The sequence below is a fragment of the Streptomyces sp. NPDC050508 genome, assembly GCF_040655155.1.
In the GTDB taxonomy this organism is placed as follows: Bacteria; Actinomycetota; Actinomycetes; order Streptomycetales; family Streptomycetaceae; genus Streptomyces.
Genome location: NZ_JBFAJJ010000034.1, coordinates 1 through 16,152, shown reverse-complemented (window position 1 = coordinate 16,152; position 16,152 = coordinate 1). Strand labels below are relative to the sequence as shown.

15 protein-coding genes are annotated in these 16,152 nt (G+C 67.3%); 8 read left to right on the top strand and 7 right to left on the bottom strand.

Annotation, left to right across the window (positions count from 1 at the left end):
• Nucleotides 1–54: 54 nt before the first annotated feature.
• From AB0I69_RS47005 to AB0I69_RS46985, 5 genes are all read right to left on the bottom strand, one after another.
• Entirely contained in the window at nt 55–1,158 is a 1,104-nt protein-coding gene (locus tag AB0I69_RS47005) for a dipeptide ABC transporter ATP-binding protein (RefSeq protein ID WP_363101996.1), read from the bottom strand.
• Nucleotides 1,151–2,125 (bottom strand): ABC transporter ATP-binding protein, encoded by a 975-nt coding sequence (locus AB0I69_RS47000; RefSeq protein WP_363101995.1) that lies wholly within the window; start codon nt 2,123–2,125, stop codon nt 1,151–1,153. Before AB0I69_RS47000 ends, AB0I69_RS47005 begins: the two co-directional genes overlap by 8 nt.
• A gap of 8 nt (nt 2,126–2,133) precedes the next feature.
• The gene (locus tag AB0I69_RS46995; RefSeq protein ID WP_363101994.1) at nt 2,134–2,316 is read right to left on the bottom strand and encodes a hypothetical protein; all 183 of its coding nucleotides are present in this window, start codon (nt 2,314–2,316) and stop codon (nt 2,134–2,136) included.
• A 451-nt stretch (nt 2,317–2,767) separates the two neighbouring features.
• Entirely contained in the window at nt 2,768–3,748 is a 981-nt protein-coding gene (locus AB0I69_RS46990; protein ID WP_363101993.1) for an ABC transporter permease, read from the bottom strand.
• Complete coding sequence (locus tag AB0I69_RS46985; protein WP_363101992.1) at nt 3,741–4,664, bottom strand: ABC transporter permease; 924 nt, start codon at nt 4,662–4,664, stop codon at nt 3,741–3,743. The genes AB0I69_RS46990 and AB0I69_RS46985 overlap by 8 nt, the downstream gene beginning before the upstream one ends.
• 280 nt (nt 4,665–4,944) lie before the next feature.
• Here AB0I69_RS46985 and AB0I69_RS46980 point away from each other — a divergent pair, with 280 nt between their 5' ends.
• Together AB0I69_RS46980 and AB0I69_RS46975 are read left to right on the top strand one after the other, a co-directional pair.
• The gene (locus AB0I69_RS46980) at nt 4,945–5,388 is read left to right on the top strand and encodes a hypothetical protein (protein WP_363101991.1); all 444 of its coding nucleotides are present in this window, start codon (nt 4,945–4,947) and stop codon (nt 5,386–5,388) included.
• A gap of 20 nt (nt 5,389–5,408) precedes the next feature.
• On the top strand, nt 5,409–6,026 hold the full coding sequence (locus AB0I69_RS46975) for a hypothetical protein (RefSeq protein ID WP_363101990.1): 618 nt from the start codon (nt 5,409–5,411) through the stop codon (nt 6,024–6,026).
• Here the strand turns inward: AB0I69_RS46975 and AB0I69_RS46970 are convergent.
• Nucleotides 6,013–7,647, bottom strand: coding sequence for an ABC transporter substrate-binding protein (locus AB0I69_RS46970; RefSeq protein ID WP_363101989.1), 1,635 nt, complete (start codon nt 7,645–7,647; stop codon nt 6,013–6,015). The genes AB0I69_RS46975 and AB0I69_RS46970 overlap by 14 nt on opposite strands.
• Before the next feature lie 450 nt (nt 7,648–8,097).
• Between AB0I69_RS46970 and AB0I69_RS46965 the strand changes: the two genes are divergently transcribed.
• From AB0I69_RS46965 to AB0I69_RS46945, 5 genes are all read left to right on the top strand, one after another.
• A complete protein-coding gene (locus tag AB0I69_RS46965) occupies nt 8,098–9,123 on the top strand; it encodes an ABC transporter permease (protein ID WP_363101988.1) in 1,026 nt (341 codons plus the stop codon).
• A 93-nt stretch (nt 9,124–9,216) separates the two neighbouring features.
• Nucleotides 9,217–10,947, top strand: a complete 1,731-nt coding sequence (locus tag AB0I69_RS46960) for an ABC transporter substrate-binding protein (protein ID WP_363101987.1) — start codon at nt 9,217–9,219, stop codon at nt 10,945–10,947.
• Between the two features lie 102 nt (nt 10,948–11,049).
• The gene (locus tag AB0I69_RS46955; protein ID WP_363101986.1) at nt 11,050–12,030 is read left to right on the top strand and encodes an ABC transporter permease; all 981 of its coding nucleotides are present in this window, start codon (nt 11,050–11,052) and stop codon (nt 12,028–12,030) included.
• A 49-nt stretch (nt 12,031–12,079) separates the two neighbouring features.
• Nucleotides 12,080–13,120, top strand: coding sequence for an ABC transporter ATP-binding protein (locus tag AB0I69_RS46950; protein WP_363101985.1), 1,041 nt, complete (start codon nt 12,080–12,082; stop codon nt 13,118–13,120).
• Between the two features lie 25 nt (nt 13,121–13,145).
• Entirely contained in the window at nt 13,146–14,192 is a 1,047-nt protein-coding gene (locus AB0I69_RS46945) for a dipeptide ABC transporter ATP-binding protein (RefSeq protein WP_363101984.1), read from the top strand.
• A 9-nt stretch (nt 14,193–14,201) separates the two neighbouring features.
• Here AB0I69_RS46945 and AB0I69_RS46940 read toward each other — a convergent pair whose 3' ends face one another.
• On the bottom strand, nt 14,202–14,588 hold the full coding sequence (locus AB0I69_RS46940) for a VOC family protein (RefSeq protein WP_363101983.1): 387 nt from the start codon (nt 14,586–14,588) through the stop codon (nt 14,202–14,204).
• Between the two features lie 94 nt (nt 14,589–14,682).
• On the opposite strand from AB0I69_RS46940, the gene AB0I69_RS46935 reads away from it, so the two are divergent.
• Nucleotides 14,683–15,453, top strand: coding sequence for a class I SAM-dependent methyltransferase (locus AB0I69_RS46935; RefSeq protein ID WP_363101982.1), 771 nt, complete (start codon nt 14,683–14,685; stop codon nt 15,451–15,453).
• The last annotated feature ends 699 nt before the right edge of the window (nt 15,454–16,152 follow it).

Sequence of the window (16,152 nt, the reverse complement as noted above, 5' to 3'; positions counted from 1 at the left end):
ATCGGGTCGGCCGAGTTGCCTGCGTGTTAACGCGGTTGATGCATGTTTGTGCGGTTATTCCGCCCCCTGATCAAGATCGTCCGTCGATTCCGCGGGGGTCGCGTCCTGGGGTACGACCGTCTTCTCCTCCGCGAAGTGACAGGCCGAGTCGTGTGCCGCGGGCCCGGTCGCGAGCCGGAACTCGGCCGGTACCGCGAGCAGCGGCACCTCCAGTGAGCAGCGCTCCTGCGCCTTCCAGCAGCGGGTGCGGAAGCGGCACCCGGACGGAATGTTCGTCGGCGACGGCACGTCACCCGCCAGGATGATCCGCTCCCGGTGCTCGCGCGCGTCCGGGTCGGGCACGGGCACCGCGGACAGGAGCGCCTGGGTGTACGGGTGCGTCGGGTGGTCGTAGATCTCCTCGTCCCTGCCGATCTCCACGATCCGCCCGAGGTACATCACCCCGACCCGGTCCGAGATGTGCCGGACGATCGACAGGTCGTGCGCGATGAAGACGTACGACAGGTCGAACTCGTCCTGGAGCCGGTCGAGGAGGTTGATGACCTGGGCCTGGACGGAGACGTCGAGCGCGGAGACGGGTTCGTCGGCGACGATGACCTCGGGACGCAGCGCCAACCCCCGGGCGATGCCGATGCGTTGACGCTGGCCGCCGGAGAACTGGTGCGGATACCGGTTGATGTACTCGGGGTTGAGCCCGACCACGTCCAGCAGATCCTGAACTCGCTTGCGCCGGTCGCCCTTTGGGGCCACCTCGGGGTGGATCTCGTACGGTTCCCCGATGATGTCGCCCACCGTCATGCGGGGGTTGAGGGAGGTGTACGGGTCCTGGAACACCATCTGGATGTTGCGGCGGGCGGCCTTCAGGGCGCGGCCCGACATCTTGCTGATGTCCTCGCCCTTGAACTTGATCGAGCCTTCCGTCGGCCGCTCCAGGTTGACCAGCATCTTGGCGACGGTCGACTTGCCGCAGCCGGACTCCCCGACGATGCCGAGGGTCTCTCCCCTGTTGAGCGTGAAGTCCACGCCGTCGACCGCCTTGACGGCACCGACCTGTTTCTTGAACAGGATGCCCTGGGTCAACGGGTAGTGCTTGACCAGGCCGGTCACTTCCAGGATCGGCTCAACTGCTGATCCTGTTGAGGCCGTCGAGTCAGCCATTGAGGCACTCCCTCCAGAAGTGGCAGGCGCTGCCGCGGTGTTCGTCCACCTCGAAGAGGGGTGGTTCGTCCGTCCGGCACACGTCCTGGGCCATCGGGCAGCGGGGGTTGAAGGCGCAGCCGGGCGGGATGTGCATGAGGTTCGGCGGGAGGCCCTTGATGGCGTAGAGCTCCTGGCCCTTCTGGTCCAGGCGCGGGATCGAGTCCAACAGGCCCTTGGTGTACGGGTGGGCGGGCGCCTTGTAGATGTCGTGGACGGGGGCCGACTCGACGATCCGGCCCGCGTACATCACGGCGATCTTGTCGGCGACGTCGGCGACGACTCCTAGGTCGTGGGTGATGAGGATGAGCCCCATGTTGAGCTCGCGCTGCAACTCGGCCAGCAGGTCCATGACTTGGGCCTGCACGGTGACATCGAGGGCGGTGGTGGGTTCGTCGGCGATGATGAGCGCCGGCTCCAGGGCCAGCGCCATGGCGATCATGATGCGCTGGCGCATACCGCCGGAGAACTGGTGCGGATAGTCGCGGACGCGCTGCGCCGCCCCCGGGATCCGCACCCGGTCCATCAGCTCAACTGCCTTGGCCCGCGCGTCCTTTCGGGACATGCCCCGGTGCACGATGAACATCTCGCCGAGCTGGTCGCCCACGGAGAGCACGGGGTTGAGCGAGGACAGCGCGTCCTGGAAGATCATCGCCATCTCGGCACCGCGGACCTTGCGCCGTTCCTCTTCCTTGAACTTCAGCAGGTCCTTGCCCCGGAACAGAATCTCCCCGCCGGTGATCTTCCCCGGCGGCACATCGAGGATCCCCATGACAGCCTGCGCGGTCACGGACTTCCCGGACCCCGACTCCCCCAGCACGGCAAGGGTCTCCCCCTCGTCCACGCTGTAGTTGACCCCGTTGACGGCCTTGGCGACCCCGTCCCTGGTCCTGAACTCCACGTGCAGGTCCCGCACTTCGAGCAACATGACGCCGGTCACCTCAGCTTCGGGTCGAGGGCGTCGCGGACCGCGCCGCCGAGCAGGAAGAACGACGGCACCGAGACTGCCGAACCGCTCCACGGTCGCCACCGGACACGCAGGGCGACCACCCCACCCGCATCCCGCGCCCGGGGCGGAGCCCCCAACCACCGCCGCACACCACGCACTTCCGGCACCATCGCGCCGTCACCTCAGCTTCGGGTCGAGGGCGTCGCGCAGGGCGCCGCCGGGCAGGAAGAACGCGGACACGGCGACGCCGACACGGCCGAGGCACACAGGGCGGAGCCAACGGTGCGCCTGCGTCCGTCACCCCCGACAACAGCTCGCGCCCGGTCCCTCACGGCGGCCCGGAATCCCGGCCTCTCCGGCTCCAGGACCGTCGCTCCGTCGCCTCGGCTCCGGTTCGAGGGCATCACACACCGCGTCGCCGAGCAGGAAGGACGTCCGCGCGCCGGTCGTCGGTCGCCGGCCCGGCACAGTGGCCGCCCCGCGTCCCCGCGCCCGCCGCACACCATGGACGTCCGCACCGTGACCGCTTGCCCGCCGCGCGGCCCGCACCGGACCCACGGAGCGGCCGTACCACCCTGCAACTCCCGCCGCGCACCACGCACTTGCAGCACCATCGCGCCGTCACCTCAGCTTCGGGTCGAGGGCGTCGCGGACCGCGTCGCCGAGCATGATGAACGCGAGCACGGTGAGGCTCAGGGCGCCGGCCGGCCACAGCAGCATGTGCGGGGCGCTGCGGATGTGCTGGGCGGCCGCGGAGATGTCGATGCCCCAGGAGACGGTGGGCGGGCGCAGCCCCACTCCCAGGAACGACAGGGTCGCTTCGAGCGAGATGTACGTGCCCAGGGCGATGGTCGCCACGACGATCACCGGCGCTACGGCGTTCGGCGCGACGTGTCGCAGGAGCATCCGGCCGTTGCCGGCGCCCAGGGCCCGGGCGGCCTGTACGTAGTCGTTCTGTTTGGCCGTCAGGACCGCGCCGCGCGCGATGCGTGCCACCTGGGGCCAGCCCAGCAGGACGATGAAGCCGACCACCGGCCAGATCGTGGTGCTGGTGACGACCGAGAGGAACACGAGCCCGCCGAGCAGGACCGGGATGCCGAAGAAGATGTCGGTGACGCGGGACAGCAGCGCGTCCCACCAGCCGCCGTAGAACCCGGCGAGTCCGCCGAGGACGCTGCCCAGCAGGGCGACTCCCAGGGTGGCGCAGACGCCCACCGTCACGGAGGCGCGCGCCCCGTGCACGGTGCGGGTGTAGACGTCGCAGCCCTGGGTGTCGAACCCGAACGGGTGGCCGGAGGTGGGCCCTTCCTGGGACTTGGCGAGGTCGCAGGAGAGCGGGTTGCCCGAGGCGATCAGCGAGGGCCAGATCGAGATGACCACCAGGAAGGCGATGAGGAGCGCGGACACGATGAAGACCGGGTTGCGCCGCAACTCGTGCCACGCGTCCGACCAGAGGCTGCGCGCCTTCTCGTCCTCCCCCTGGCCTTCCGACCGGCCGTCCGGTGGCACGGAAAGGGACGTCGCCTCGCTGAGCGCGAGGTCCATCGCGCCGCCGGTGCCGGTGGCCGCGATGGCCTCCCGTGGGTCCTGGGGTTCAGACATAGCGAATCCTCGGGTCGAGAACCGCGTACAACAGGTCGACCACGAGGTTCGCCAGCAGGAAGACGATCACCAGGATCGTCACGAAGCCGACGACGGTGGGAGCGTTGTTGCGCAGGATCCCTTGATAGATCTGGTAACCGACTCCGTGAATGTTGAAGATGGTTTCGGTGACGATGGCACCGCCCATCAGCGCGCCGATGTCGGTGCCGATGAAGGTGATGACGGGAATCAGTGAATTCCGCAGCAGATGACGGGTGATGACGCGCCGTCGGGGAAGTCCTTTGGCCACGGCGGTCCGCACGTAGTCCGCGCGGGAGTTCTCCGCGATGGAGGTTCTCGTCAGTCGGGTCACGTAGGCGAGCGAGACCATGGCCAACACGACGCCGGGCAGGATGAGTTCGTTGAGCGGGGCGTCGGTGGAAACCGTCGGGCGGACGATTCCCCATTTCACACCGAGGAGATATTGCAGCACATAGCCGGTGACGAACGTCGGTACGGAGATGACCAGCAGGGTGGCGAAAAGGGTCGAGCTGTCGATGAGCCGGCCCCTCTTGAGTCCGCTGAGCACGCCCAGGGTGACGCCCACGACGAGTTCGATGACGATGGCGACGAGGGTGAGCCGCAGGGTGACGGGATAGGCGTCCCTCATCAGTTCGGTGACCTTCTGGCCGTTGAAGGCGGTACCGAAGTCGCCCTGGAACAACTGGCCCATGTAGTGCAGGTACTGCTTCCACAGCGGCTGGTCCAGGTACAGCTCGCGGCGGATGCGCGCCGCGGTGGCCGGGTCGGGGGCCCTGTCGCCGAAGAGGGCCGCCACGGGGTCACCGAGCGAATACACCATGAAGAAGATGAGGAAGGTGCTCCCGAAGAACACCGGAATCATCTGGAGCAGCCGGCGGATCACATAACTGCCCATGCGGCCCTCCACAGGTCGGCTCGGCACGGTGGTGTGGGCACCGATTCCCTCCTTCAGGCCGGTGGAGACACCTCAGCCCAAATACACCGCACGCGGACAAAGACTGCACCTCCAGCGCCGCCTTTCGGGTAGGTCCGCGCGGTCCACTCACCCGGACGGGCGAGGGGCGCCGAATTGCCGTACCGCCCGGGGGAATTGATCGGCATTCAGATATCCACAGTTGACTCACAGGAAATTCCCTGGATAACGTCACGGCCAGACCAGCAAGAAGGGGGAATTCATGTCACACCTGGCCAGGCGCGCGCTGATCACCGTCGCCGCCATGAGCGCCGTCACCGCGACGACCGTGACCGGAACGGCCCAGGCCGTGGACGGCGACCAGTGGACGTGTCATCACGCCAGTTCCGCCAGCCCGAACGACAAGGGGGGACGGGACTCGTACGTCACCCATGTGAACCCGGACAACGGGCAGCGGGCCGGAATGAACTTCACGGCGAGCAGCGAGAAAGTGCTGCAGTGGAACGACAGCAAGGACAACGTCGACTTCTACGCCAACTTCTATTCCGGCAACAGGATCGTCCTGACCTGGCACTGGAACATGGAAGGTCACGAGAAGGACCTCACGCATGACTTCGACCGTCCCGAAGGCCAGAAGGTGCAACTCGAAGTGACGCACTGGCAGCCTTCCAAGGGCGGCTGCATGGACAAGGGCGGCGTCACCTGACGGCCCGTCGGGCCTGGGCCGTGGCGGTCACGACGGCATCCGTCGTCGTGGCCGCCACGGCCTGCTCGTCCGGGTCGTCGCCCACGCGCGCCGACCGGGTCGAGCGGGCCTCGTCCTGCGCTCCGGTCTTCGACTGGGACATCGCCCGGTCGTGGCGCCTGATCACCCTCGACGACCTCGTCAAGGTCGCACGCGGCGGCACCCTGAAGATCAGGGCGAAGCCGTACGAGCCGCTGACCTCGGCGGTGTCGGTCACCGGCGGCCGGAACGCGCCCACCGACTCCGAGGTGCTGACGGCCCTGCACGCGAGGACCGGCGCCGCGCTCGCCGCGCCCGGCACCTCGACCTCCGGGCTGGCGAGGAGGGCGGACGTCACGTTCCGGGAGAAGGCCGCCGAGGCCGTCTACTTCCAGGGCCTGCGCACCGTCACCGCCACCTACCGGTACCGCTGTACGGCGAAGGGGGCGGGCCCGGACCGGGGCACGGGGCGCGTCACGACCTGGGACCAGGAGTCCGTGACCTTCGGACTGCTCGACTGCCTGGCACCGAAGCGCGAGAACCCCGACAGCGTGCCGGCGGGACTGGCCCTGGGGAAACGCTGCCCCAGGGACAGCCCCGCCGCGCTCAGCCGACCTTGATCTCGTTGTAGACGGGGACGCTGAACGGGTTGAGCGCCACGTTGGAGAGCCGGTCGGAGTAGCCCGCGCTGCCGTTCTGGTACCAGAGCGGGATGGCGGCCATGTTGTCCCGTACGACGCCCTCGGCCTGCTGGAAGAGCTTGATCGCCTTGCTCGTGTCCGTCTCCGCGTTGGCCTGGTTCACGAGCTTGTCGAAGTCCTTGTTGGACCACTGGCCGTCGTTGGAGGAGGCGTTGGTGTAGTACAGCGGCTGCAGGAAGTTCTGGATGAGCGGGTAGTCCATCTGCCAGCCGGCCCGGAACGGCCCGGTCATCTTGTGCTGGCCGATCTGGTTCCTGAAGTCGGCGAAGGTACCGACCGGGTTCCCGACGCACGCCTTGTCGTTGCCGAGCGCGTTGTTGATGGAGTTGCACACGGCGTCCACCCACTCCTTGTGCGAGCCCGTGTCCGCGTTGTACGTGATCTTGACCTGGCCGCCGGGCAGCCCGCCGCCCTCCTGGACCAGCTTCTTCGCCTCGGTCGGGTTGTACTTGCAGGCGTCCCCGCACAGCCCGTCCTGGAAGCCGCCCTCGGTGCCGAGCACCGGGGAGGTCCAGTCGGTGGCCGGGGTGCGGGTCTTCTGGAAGATGGTGTTGGTGATCTGCTCCCGGTTGATGGCCATCGACAGCCCCTGGCGGACCTTCTCCGAGCCGCTCTTGTTCCAGTCCTTGTCGTAGTACGGGAACGCGAGGGTCTGGATGATGCCGGCGGGCGTGTTGATGTACCGGCTGCCGAGGTCGCTCTTGACGTTCTTGAGCTGCGAGGCCGGGATGTCGTCGACGAGGTCGAGGTTGCCGGCCAGCAGGTCGGTGTAAGCCGTGTTGTTGTCGGTGTAGACCTTGAGGGTCACCCCGTCGTTCTGGGCCTTGTCCGCACCGGTGTAGCCGGCCCACTTCTTGAGCTGCATCTCCGAGCCCTTGGTGTAGGACGCGATGGTGTACGGCCCGTTGCCGACCGGCTTCTTCAGCCAGGCCGCGTGGTCGGAGAAGAACGTCTGCGGCAGCGGGGAGTAGGCCGCGTAGCCGAGGGTGTCCGGGAAGGTCGAGAACTTCTGGGTGAGCTTGATGGTGAAGGTGTCCGTGCCGGTCACCTTGAGCCCGGAGAGCGTGTCGGCGCTCTGCGACCCGCTGTCGGGGTGGGTCTTGTCGTACCCGTCGATGTACCCGAAGAAGTACGCGTTCTTCTGGTTGTTCTTGAGGCTGGCGCCGTAGTTCCACGCGTCGACGAACGACTTCGCGGTGACCGCCTCGCCGTTGCTGAACTTCCAGCCACTCTTGACCGTGACCGTGAAGTTCTGCGAGTCCGTGGTCTCGATCTTGTCGGCGAGCATGTACTCGGCCTTGCCGGTCTTCGGGTCGTACCGCTTCAGGCCGCGGAAGACCATGTCGAGGACCTTGCCGCCCTGCACCTCGTTGGTGTTGGCCGGTTCCAGCGGGTTCTGCGGGTCTCCCCAGGAGGCGCTGACCACCGCGCTGCCGTCACCACCGCCACCGCCGCTGCTCCCGCCGCCCCCACAGGCGGTCGCCGCGAGGGCTACCGCCGCCGCGCAAGCGGCCCATTTGGCGTGCGTGGCTCCACGCATCGAGTGCCTCCTCAGGAAAGCCGATCCATTCCGGTCCGTTACCGGTCAATATCGGCCCAAAGGTGGCACATCGCCTGCTGGCCCACCCTTTCGGGGGACCCCTGACGTCCGCTCAGAGGATCTTCGGTGCAGCGCACAATGGATCACCGCGAAGCGATGCGGAACCGTTGGATTACGACGCCCCGATGTACGCATTCCGATACAGAGGCGTCCGGATAACGAACTCATTGCCCGTTTCGCGCAGTTGGCCCGACATAAAGCACGGCTCGATCACGGCATGCTACCCGCGTAGCTACGGATTGGTCAAGTATGGGCAAAGAAAGTAAAGAGAAACCCAAGTCGGACCAGATTTTATTGACCTTGCATGAATTGCGTTGAAAAAGTCCGGCGTAGCCCGTAGGGGAGTGCCCTGCGGAGTCTCATCAGACCCTCCCTTGGGCCAGGAGCACCATGACCCCCCCAACTCCATCCGCGGCCCCGCTTGAGGTGACCGACGAGAGCGTCGAGAAGTCGATCACTTCTCCCGCCTCGAAGGCCAACGAGAGCCGGTCCCCGGGTCAGCTCGCATGGCGCCGTTTCAAACGGGACCGTACGGGCGTCATATCGGCGATCATCGTGATCTTCTTCTTCGCGATCGCGCTGGCCGCACCGCTGATATCCAAGCTCTACGGGAAAAATCCGTACACGACGTACGCGAGCCAGGACCCGGGTCTGCTCGACGCCTTCTCGTACCCGACGGGTCCCAACGGCGGCATGAGCTCGCAGTTCTGGTTCGGCATCGAGCCGCAGCTGGGCCGCGACGTCTTCACCTTCCTGATCTACGGCATCCGGACCTCGCTGGGCATCGCCCTGGCAGCCACCCTGATCACCACCGCCGTCGGCGTGGTGATCGGCGTGACCGCGGGCTACCTGGGCGGCAGGACGGACTACATCGTCGGCCGGATCGTCGACATCGTGCTGTCGATCCCCTCGACGCTGTTCATCATCGCCTTCATGCCGGTGGTGTTCGGGCTCTTCGTCGCCGCCGACGACAACATCCCGACCTGGCTGCGGGCCACCGCGCTCATCATCATGATGTCCTTCTTCGGCTGGGCGTCGATCGCCCGTCTGCTGCGCGGCCAGGTACTCGGCCTGCGCGAGCGGGAGTTCATCGAGGCCGCCAAGGTGACCGGGGCGTCACCGGCGCGCATCGTGTTCAAGGAACTGCTGCCCAACCTGTGGACCCCGATCCTCATCCAGTCCACGCTCATGCTCCCGGCGTACGTGACCGCGGAGGCGGGCTTCGCCTTCCTCGGGGTCGGCATGATCGACCCGACTCCCGACTGGGGCGTCATGATCCAGCGGGGCGCCCAGTTCTACACCCAGGACTTCACCTTCATGCTCTTCCCGGGCCTGGCCATGGTGATCTTCGTCCTGGCGTTCAACCTGCTCGGCGACTCGGCGCGCGACGCGCTCGACCCGAAGTCCAAGCGCTGACACACCTCTCATCTCCGGCCCGGTCAATGTCGTCCGGCTGGCCCGTCCCACCCGTAAGGCAGGGTTACTGTGTCTTTTTCCCGTAGAAACTTCATGATCGCCACCGGTGTGGTGGCCGCGTCGAGTTCGGTGCTGACCGCCTGTGGCGGCGGCAACTCGACCTCGAACAGCAAGGTCCCCTCGGTCAGCAAGGCCAAGCAGACCAAGATCGAGGTCGGCACCAAGGCCGACTCGACGGGCCCCGCGCCCGAGGTCGCCGGCGCGGTCAAGGGCGGGACGATCTACGGGCTCGACCAGTTCGACATGGACCACCTCGACCCGGCGCAGATCTACGTCTCCACCGAGATCCTCATCACCACGCCGATCATGCGCGGCCTGACCGGCTACAAGCTCGACGCCAAGGGCGGCGCCACCCTGGTCGGCGACGTGGCCACGGACGCGGGCACGGCCAAGGACGGCGGCAAGACCTGGTCGTTCACCATCAAGGACGGCATCAAGTGGGAGGACGGCTCCGACCTCTCCATGGACGACGTCCGCCACACCTTCGAGCGCCTCTTCGCCTCCTTCGTCACCGAGGGCCCGCGCTACGTCCAGCAGTTCCTGGTCGGCGGCGACAAGTACAAGGGTCCCTACGACGGCAAGAGCCTCGACTCCATCGAGATCGACGGCAAGACCATCACCTTCCGCCTCACCGAGGCCCGTGGTGACTTCAACTTCACGCTCGCCGAGCGGGCGTACTCCTTCGTGAAGAAGTCGAAGGACACCAAGGAGAAGTACGACAAGCAGCCGTTCTCCTGCGGCCCGTACAAGATCTCCGCCCGCGACGTCGGCAAGTCGCTGACGTACACCCGCAACGAGCACTGGGACGCGGCGACGGACCCGATCCGCAACGCCTACCCGGACAAGTACCTCTTCCAGTTCGGCTTCGAGCTGCTGGCCTCGACCGACCGCTACATCGCGGACAAGGGCAACGACCAGTACACGATGTCGATCTTCAACGAGATCGCCCCCGAGCGGATCGCCACGGTCCTCACCAACACGAAGCTCAAGCAGCGGGTGCTCACCGCGGTCGACACGGTCACCTACTACTGGCCGATCAACACCACCCGGATCACGGACGTCAAGGTCCGCCAGGCGATCAACTACGCCTGGCCGAACCAGCAGTTGCAGACCATCCGCGGTGGCGCGTCCACCAGCGAGATCGCGACCACGATCCTCTCCCCGGTGACGCCCGGTTACGTGGAGTTCGACCTCTACGGCAAGACCACGAAGCCCGGCGGCGACCCGGTCAAGGCCAAGGCCCTCCTCAAGGAGGCCGGCAAGGTCGGGCAGAAGCTGGTCATCGCCTACCAGACGTCGGACAACGCGGTGAAGCAGGCCGTGGCGATCAAGAACGCGCTGGAGGCGGCCGGCTTCACGGTCGTCAACAAGCAGATCGACAAGTCGACCTTCTACACCCAGATCGGCAAGATCGACAACCAGTACGACCTGTTCGCGGCCGGCTGGAGCCCGGACTGGCCGGGCGGCTACTCGGTCTTCTACCCCTGCTGGGACGGCGCCAACATCGGCGACGGCCGCAGCAACTACGCGCAGCTGAAGAACACCGGCGTCGACAAGGCCATCGCGGCCGCCTCGCTGATCACCGACGCGGACGCGGCCAACAAGGCCTGGGGCGCCGTCGACAAGCAGATCATGGAGCTCGCGGCCTGCGTCCCGGACTACCACGCCATCCGCAACTGGATGCACGGTTCGAAGGTCGGCGGCTTCGTCTACGACGCCGGAAACACCGGCATCGCACTCACGAGGCTCTACGCCAAGGCGTAGGCACCACACGGCACCAGGGGGCGGCCTTCACCGGGCCGCCCCCACCGGCCCCTCACCCCTCACGCCCCGGCAACGGCGCCTCGCCCGGAGAGTCCTGACCCCATGTTCCGCTTCCTTGTCCGCCGTACGATCGGCGCGCTGGTCATTCTTTTGATCATCAGCGCCATCACCTTCTGGCTCTTCTACGCCGTCCCGCGTGACCCGGCCATGATGTCCTGCGGCAAGAACTGCACGCCGGCCTCGCTCGCGCAGATCCGGCACAACCTGGGCATCGACCACCCGATCCCGGTCCAGTACTGGTACTGGCTGAAGGGGATCTTCGTCGGGCGGGACTACAGCGGCTTCGGAATGTGCAACGCTCCGTGCCTCGGCTACTCCTTCGCCAACAACGAGCCCGTCTTCGGCACGATCATGGACCGACTGCCGCTGACCCTCTCGCTCGCCTTCGGCTCGGCGGCCATCTTCCTGGTCTTCGGTGTCGGCACCGGCATGATCGCGGCGCTGAAGCAGGGCAAGTTCCTGGACAAGTTCGCGACCTCGGCGTCACTGCTCGGCTCCTCGCTCCAGATCTACTTCGTCGGCTACATCGCGCTGTACTTCCTGGTCTTCAAGACGGGCATCCTCGACCAGCCCTCGTACACGCCGCTGACCGAGAACCCCGCCTCCTGGTTCTCCGGCCTGCTCCTGCCGTGGATCGTGCTGTCGATCATCTTCACCGCCAACTACACCCGCATGGCCCGCTCCCAGCTCGTCGAGCAGCTCAGCGAGGACTACGTCCGCACCGCCCGCGCCAAGGGCCTCTCCCGCACGAACGTGTTCCTGCGCTTCGCCTGGCGCGGCGCCATGGGCCCGATCGTCACGGTGTTCGGCATCGACCTGGGCACGCTGATCGGCGGCGCGATCATCACCGAGCAGGTCTTCAGCCTCCAGGGCATCGGCCGCCTCGCGGTGATCTCCGTCATCCAGAGCGACCTGCCGATGCTGCTCGGCGTCACCGTGCTGGCGGCCGCCGCGATCGTGTTCTTCAACATCATCGTCGACGCCGCCTACGCCTTCATCGACCCGCGGATCCGGCTCGCCTGACCCTCCGCCCGTAACCCCTACCCCCCGCATCGCCCCCAGGAGCGTCTCCGTGACGAGCACCGATCAGCAGCCCTTCCTCTCCGTCAGGGATCTCAAAGTCCACTTCTCCACCGAGGACGGCATCGTCAAGGCCGTCGACGGGCTCTCCTTCGACCTCGCCAAGGGCAAGACGCTCGGCATCGTCGGCGAGTCGGGCTCCGGCAAGTCCGTCACCAACCTGACGATCCTGGGCCTCCACGACCGCGACCGTACGGCGATCGAGGGCGAGATCCTGCTCGACGGCAAGGAGTTGCTCACCGCGAGCGAGCGGGAACTGGAGCGGCTGCGCGGCAACAAGATGTCCATGATCTTCCAGGACGCGCTCGCCTCGCTGTCGCCGTACCACACGGTCGGCAAGCAGATCAGCGAGGTGTACCGCAAGCACACCGGCGCCTCCAAGAAGGAGTCCCGCGAGCGGGCGATCGAGATGCTGAAGCGGGTCGGGATCCCCCAGCCCGAGGTCCGGGTGGACGACTACCCGCACCTGTTCTCGGGCGGTATGCGCCAGCGCGCGATGATCGCCATGGCCCTGGTCTGCGACCCCGAGCTGCTGATCGCCGACGAGCCGACAACCGCCCTCGACGTGACGGTCCAGGCCCAGATCATGGACCTGCTGAAGGACCTCCAGCAGGAGTTCGGCACCGCCATCGTGTTCATCACGCACGACCTCGGCGTCATCGCCGACATCGCCGACGACGTCCTCGTGATGTACGGCGGCCGGTGTGTGGAGCGCGGCACCAAGAAGGAGGTGCTGACGGACCCGCAGCACCCCTACACGCTCGGTCTGCTCAGCTCCATGCCGACCCTCGAAGGTCCGGTCGACGTACCGCTGATGCCGATCCCGGGCTCGCCGCCCTCGCTGCTCAATCCGCCGTCCGGCTGCCGCTTCCACCCGCGGTGCACCTTCGCCGAGAAGGTCGAGGGCGGACTGTGCTCCAGCGAGCGGCCCGTACTGGAGGTGGTCGACGGCCGGGGCTCCGCCTGCCATCTCACCACCGCGCAGCGCCAGGAACTCTTCGCCGACCTTCTCGCCGTAGCCCAGCACAACTGACGTACTAGAAACGGGACTTCCCATCATGAGCAACGCGAACCCCCTCCTGGACGTCAGCGGGCTGACCAAACACTTCCCGATCAAGGGCGGCTTCCCGATCCGGCGTACGGTCGGTGCCGTGCAGGCGGTCGACGGGCTGGACTTCCAGGTCGGCGAGGGCGAGAGCCTGGGCCTGGTCGGCGAGTCCGGCTGCGGCAAGTCGACGACAGGCCGGCTGATCACCCGCCTGCTGGAGCCGAGCGGCGGCAAGATCTCCTACCGCGGCCAGGACATCACCCACGCGGGCCGCAAGCAGCTGGCGCCGATCAGGTCCGAGATCCAGATGATCTTCCAGGACCCGTACGCCTCGCTGAACCCGCGGCAGACGGTCGGCAAGATCGTGGCCGGCCCGATGGAGATCAACAACATCAACCCGGCCGGCGGCCGCGAGGCCCGCGTCCGTGAGCTGCTGGAGATCGTCGGTCTCAACCCCGAGCACTACAACCGCTTCCCGCACGAGTTCTCCGGCGGCCAGCGCCAACGCATCGGCGTCGCCCGCGCGTTGGCCCTGGAACCGAAGCTGATCGTCGCCGACGAACCGGTCTCCGCCCTGGACGTCTCGATCCAGGCGCAGGTCGTCAACCTGCTCCAGAAGGTCCAGAAGGAACTCGGCATCGCCTTCGTGTTCATCGCCCACGACCTGGCGATCGTCCGGCACTTCTCACAGCGGGTCGCGGTGATGTACCTCGGCAAGATCGTGGAGATCGCCGACCGCGACGACCTGTACGGCAACCCGCGCCACCCCTATACCCGGGCCCTGTTGTCCGCCGTGCCCGAGGCCACGGTGGACGAGACGCCCGCCCGGGACCGCATCCGGCTGGTCGGTGACGTGCCGTCGCCGATCAACCCGCCCACCGGCTGCCGCTTCCGCACCCGCTGCTGGAAGGCGACGGAGAAGTGCGCGACGGACGCCCCGCCGCTGGTCCAGGTCGAGGGCAACAAGCCCGGCCACCTGACCGCGTGCCACTACCCCGAGACGGCGGACACCGTTCCGGCACCCCGTCTCTCCAAGGACCCCGAGGCGGCGGCCTGACACACCCCTTTAGTCAGCCGCCCCCTTTCGGAACGGACTTTCAAGGCCCATTGACCCGAGCCCACGAACGTCCGGTTCCAGGGGACGAAGGCCCGCGCTTACCCGAGCGCGGGCCTTCTTCTTGCCGTGCGCGGCCACGAGGGCGTCGAGTTCGGTACGGTCGCCCGGGACGTGGAAGGCCAGGTGGTTCAGGCCGGGCAGCATCCGATCGTGGCCGTGGCCGTTTCCGCGCAGCGCAGGTGACTCCTCGACCACGATGTACGTCCGTCCCATCCGCCAACTCCGGCCGGCAGCCCAGTTCTGGTGGGGCTCGTAGCCCAGGCTCTCCAGGAGCCAGCCCCATGAGGTGACGGCTCGGCCGAGATTCGGCACCCACAACTCCACGTGATGCAGCAACGCACAATCCCCTTGTCCTCGCCCGGAGTTCGGAAGTCGGGAAGAAACGGCCGAGCCCGCCAACCATCTCCTCCCCGTATGACAAACTGCCGCGGTGGTTGATCGTTCGTTCGCGGATCTTTCGCTCGCCGCGCTGTACGACACCCTCAACCCCTGGGGGCCCGGCGACGACTTCTACCTCGGGCTCGTGATGTCCGCCGGCGCTGTGCTCGATATCGGGTGCGGTACCGGGCGGTTGCTCGGGCGGGCCCGGCGGGAGGGGCATCGGGGGCGGCTCATGGGGCTCGATCCCGCCGCCGCGATGCTGGTGCAGGCGCGAGCCCATGAACCCGGCATCGAGTGGGTCCTCGGAGACCTACGGGCCCGGGAGTGGCACGGCGAGTTCGAGCTCGCCGTGATGACCGGACACGCCTTCCAAGTGCTGCTCGGCGACGAGGAGTTGCGCCTCGCCCTACGTGCCGTACGCGCCGCCCTCGTACCCGGCGGCCGGTTCGTGTTCGAGACGCGCAATCCGGGCGCCCGGGCCTGGGAGGCGTGGACGCCGGACCGCATGCGGGAGATCTCCGACGGGTACGGCGGAGTCGTACGCGTGTGGCACGAGGTCAAGTCCGTGGCGGCGGACGGACAACGCGTCACGTTCACCGAGACCTTCGAAGGTGCTCGCTGGGAACGGCCGCGGGTCGACCGGACCACCCTGCGGTTCCTCGACGCCGGCACCCTGGACCGTTTCCTCCGCGAGGCTGGGTTTGGCGTTGTCGAGCGGTACGGCGACTGGGGGCGGGGGCCGTTCACGTCTACGAGCCCGGAGATCATCACTGTGGCTGAACCTGCTGCGGGCCGGAATTGCGGCCAGGGTGTTTTGTAGTGACCGTTGGGCCACTCGCTTCTTGGTCAGTGTCGGGCTTCCGCGGCCCGAGTAAAGGGCGCTCCCTGCGGTCGCGTCGGCTGCGCCGATGGCCCTGCGGGCCACCCTTGACTCGGTCCGCTCCAGCCCGTTGGAGAAGCGAGCGAGCGGCCCGGAGGAGCGGGTGGCCGAGGCATGAAGGCCGTCGGGTGGGCTGCGTTCTTGGCCGGGGTGGAGGGGCGCGTCAGCGTCTCGCCTGCACGCCGGGCCGTCTCGGCGGCCAACCGCGAGTGGGTGGATGGGCGGTTGGGTGGGGGTGCTGGAAGGTGTGTGGGTCAGACTAACCGCTCACCGACCCTGTGACTGGTTAGAAATGACCCCACACCACAGAGAGTGGTGGGCTCGGAAGTGTGCTGCCCGACGCGCTCGCCCCACCGGCCCCCAGTCGCCACCGGCCGCCGGCGGCCGTCGGTGACCGGCCCGGAGGCTCCATCCATCCTCCATCCCGCCTGTTGCGGGTGTCCCCACTCACCGTTGGCCGCTGAGCCGGCCCGGCGTGCAGGCGAGACGTTGACGCGCTCCCTCACCCCGGCCCGCAAGGCAGTACAGGCAAGGGAGTTCATGGCTGGGCCACCCATCCCTCGGGGCCGCCCGCTCGCTTCTCAAACGGGATTGCGTGAGACGAGTCAAGGGTGGAGCGCAGCGGAATCGGCGCAGCCG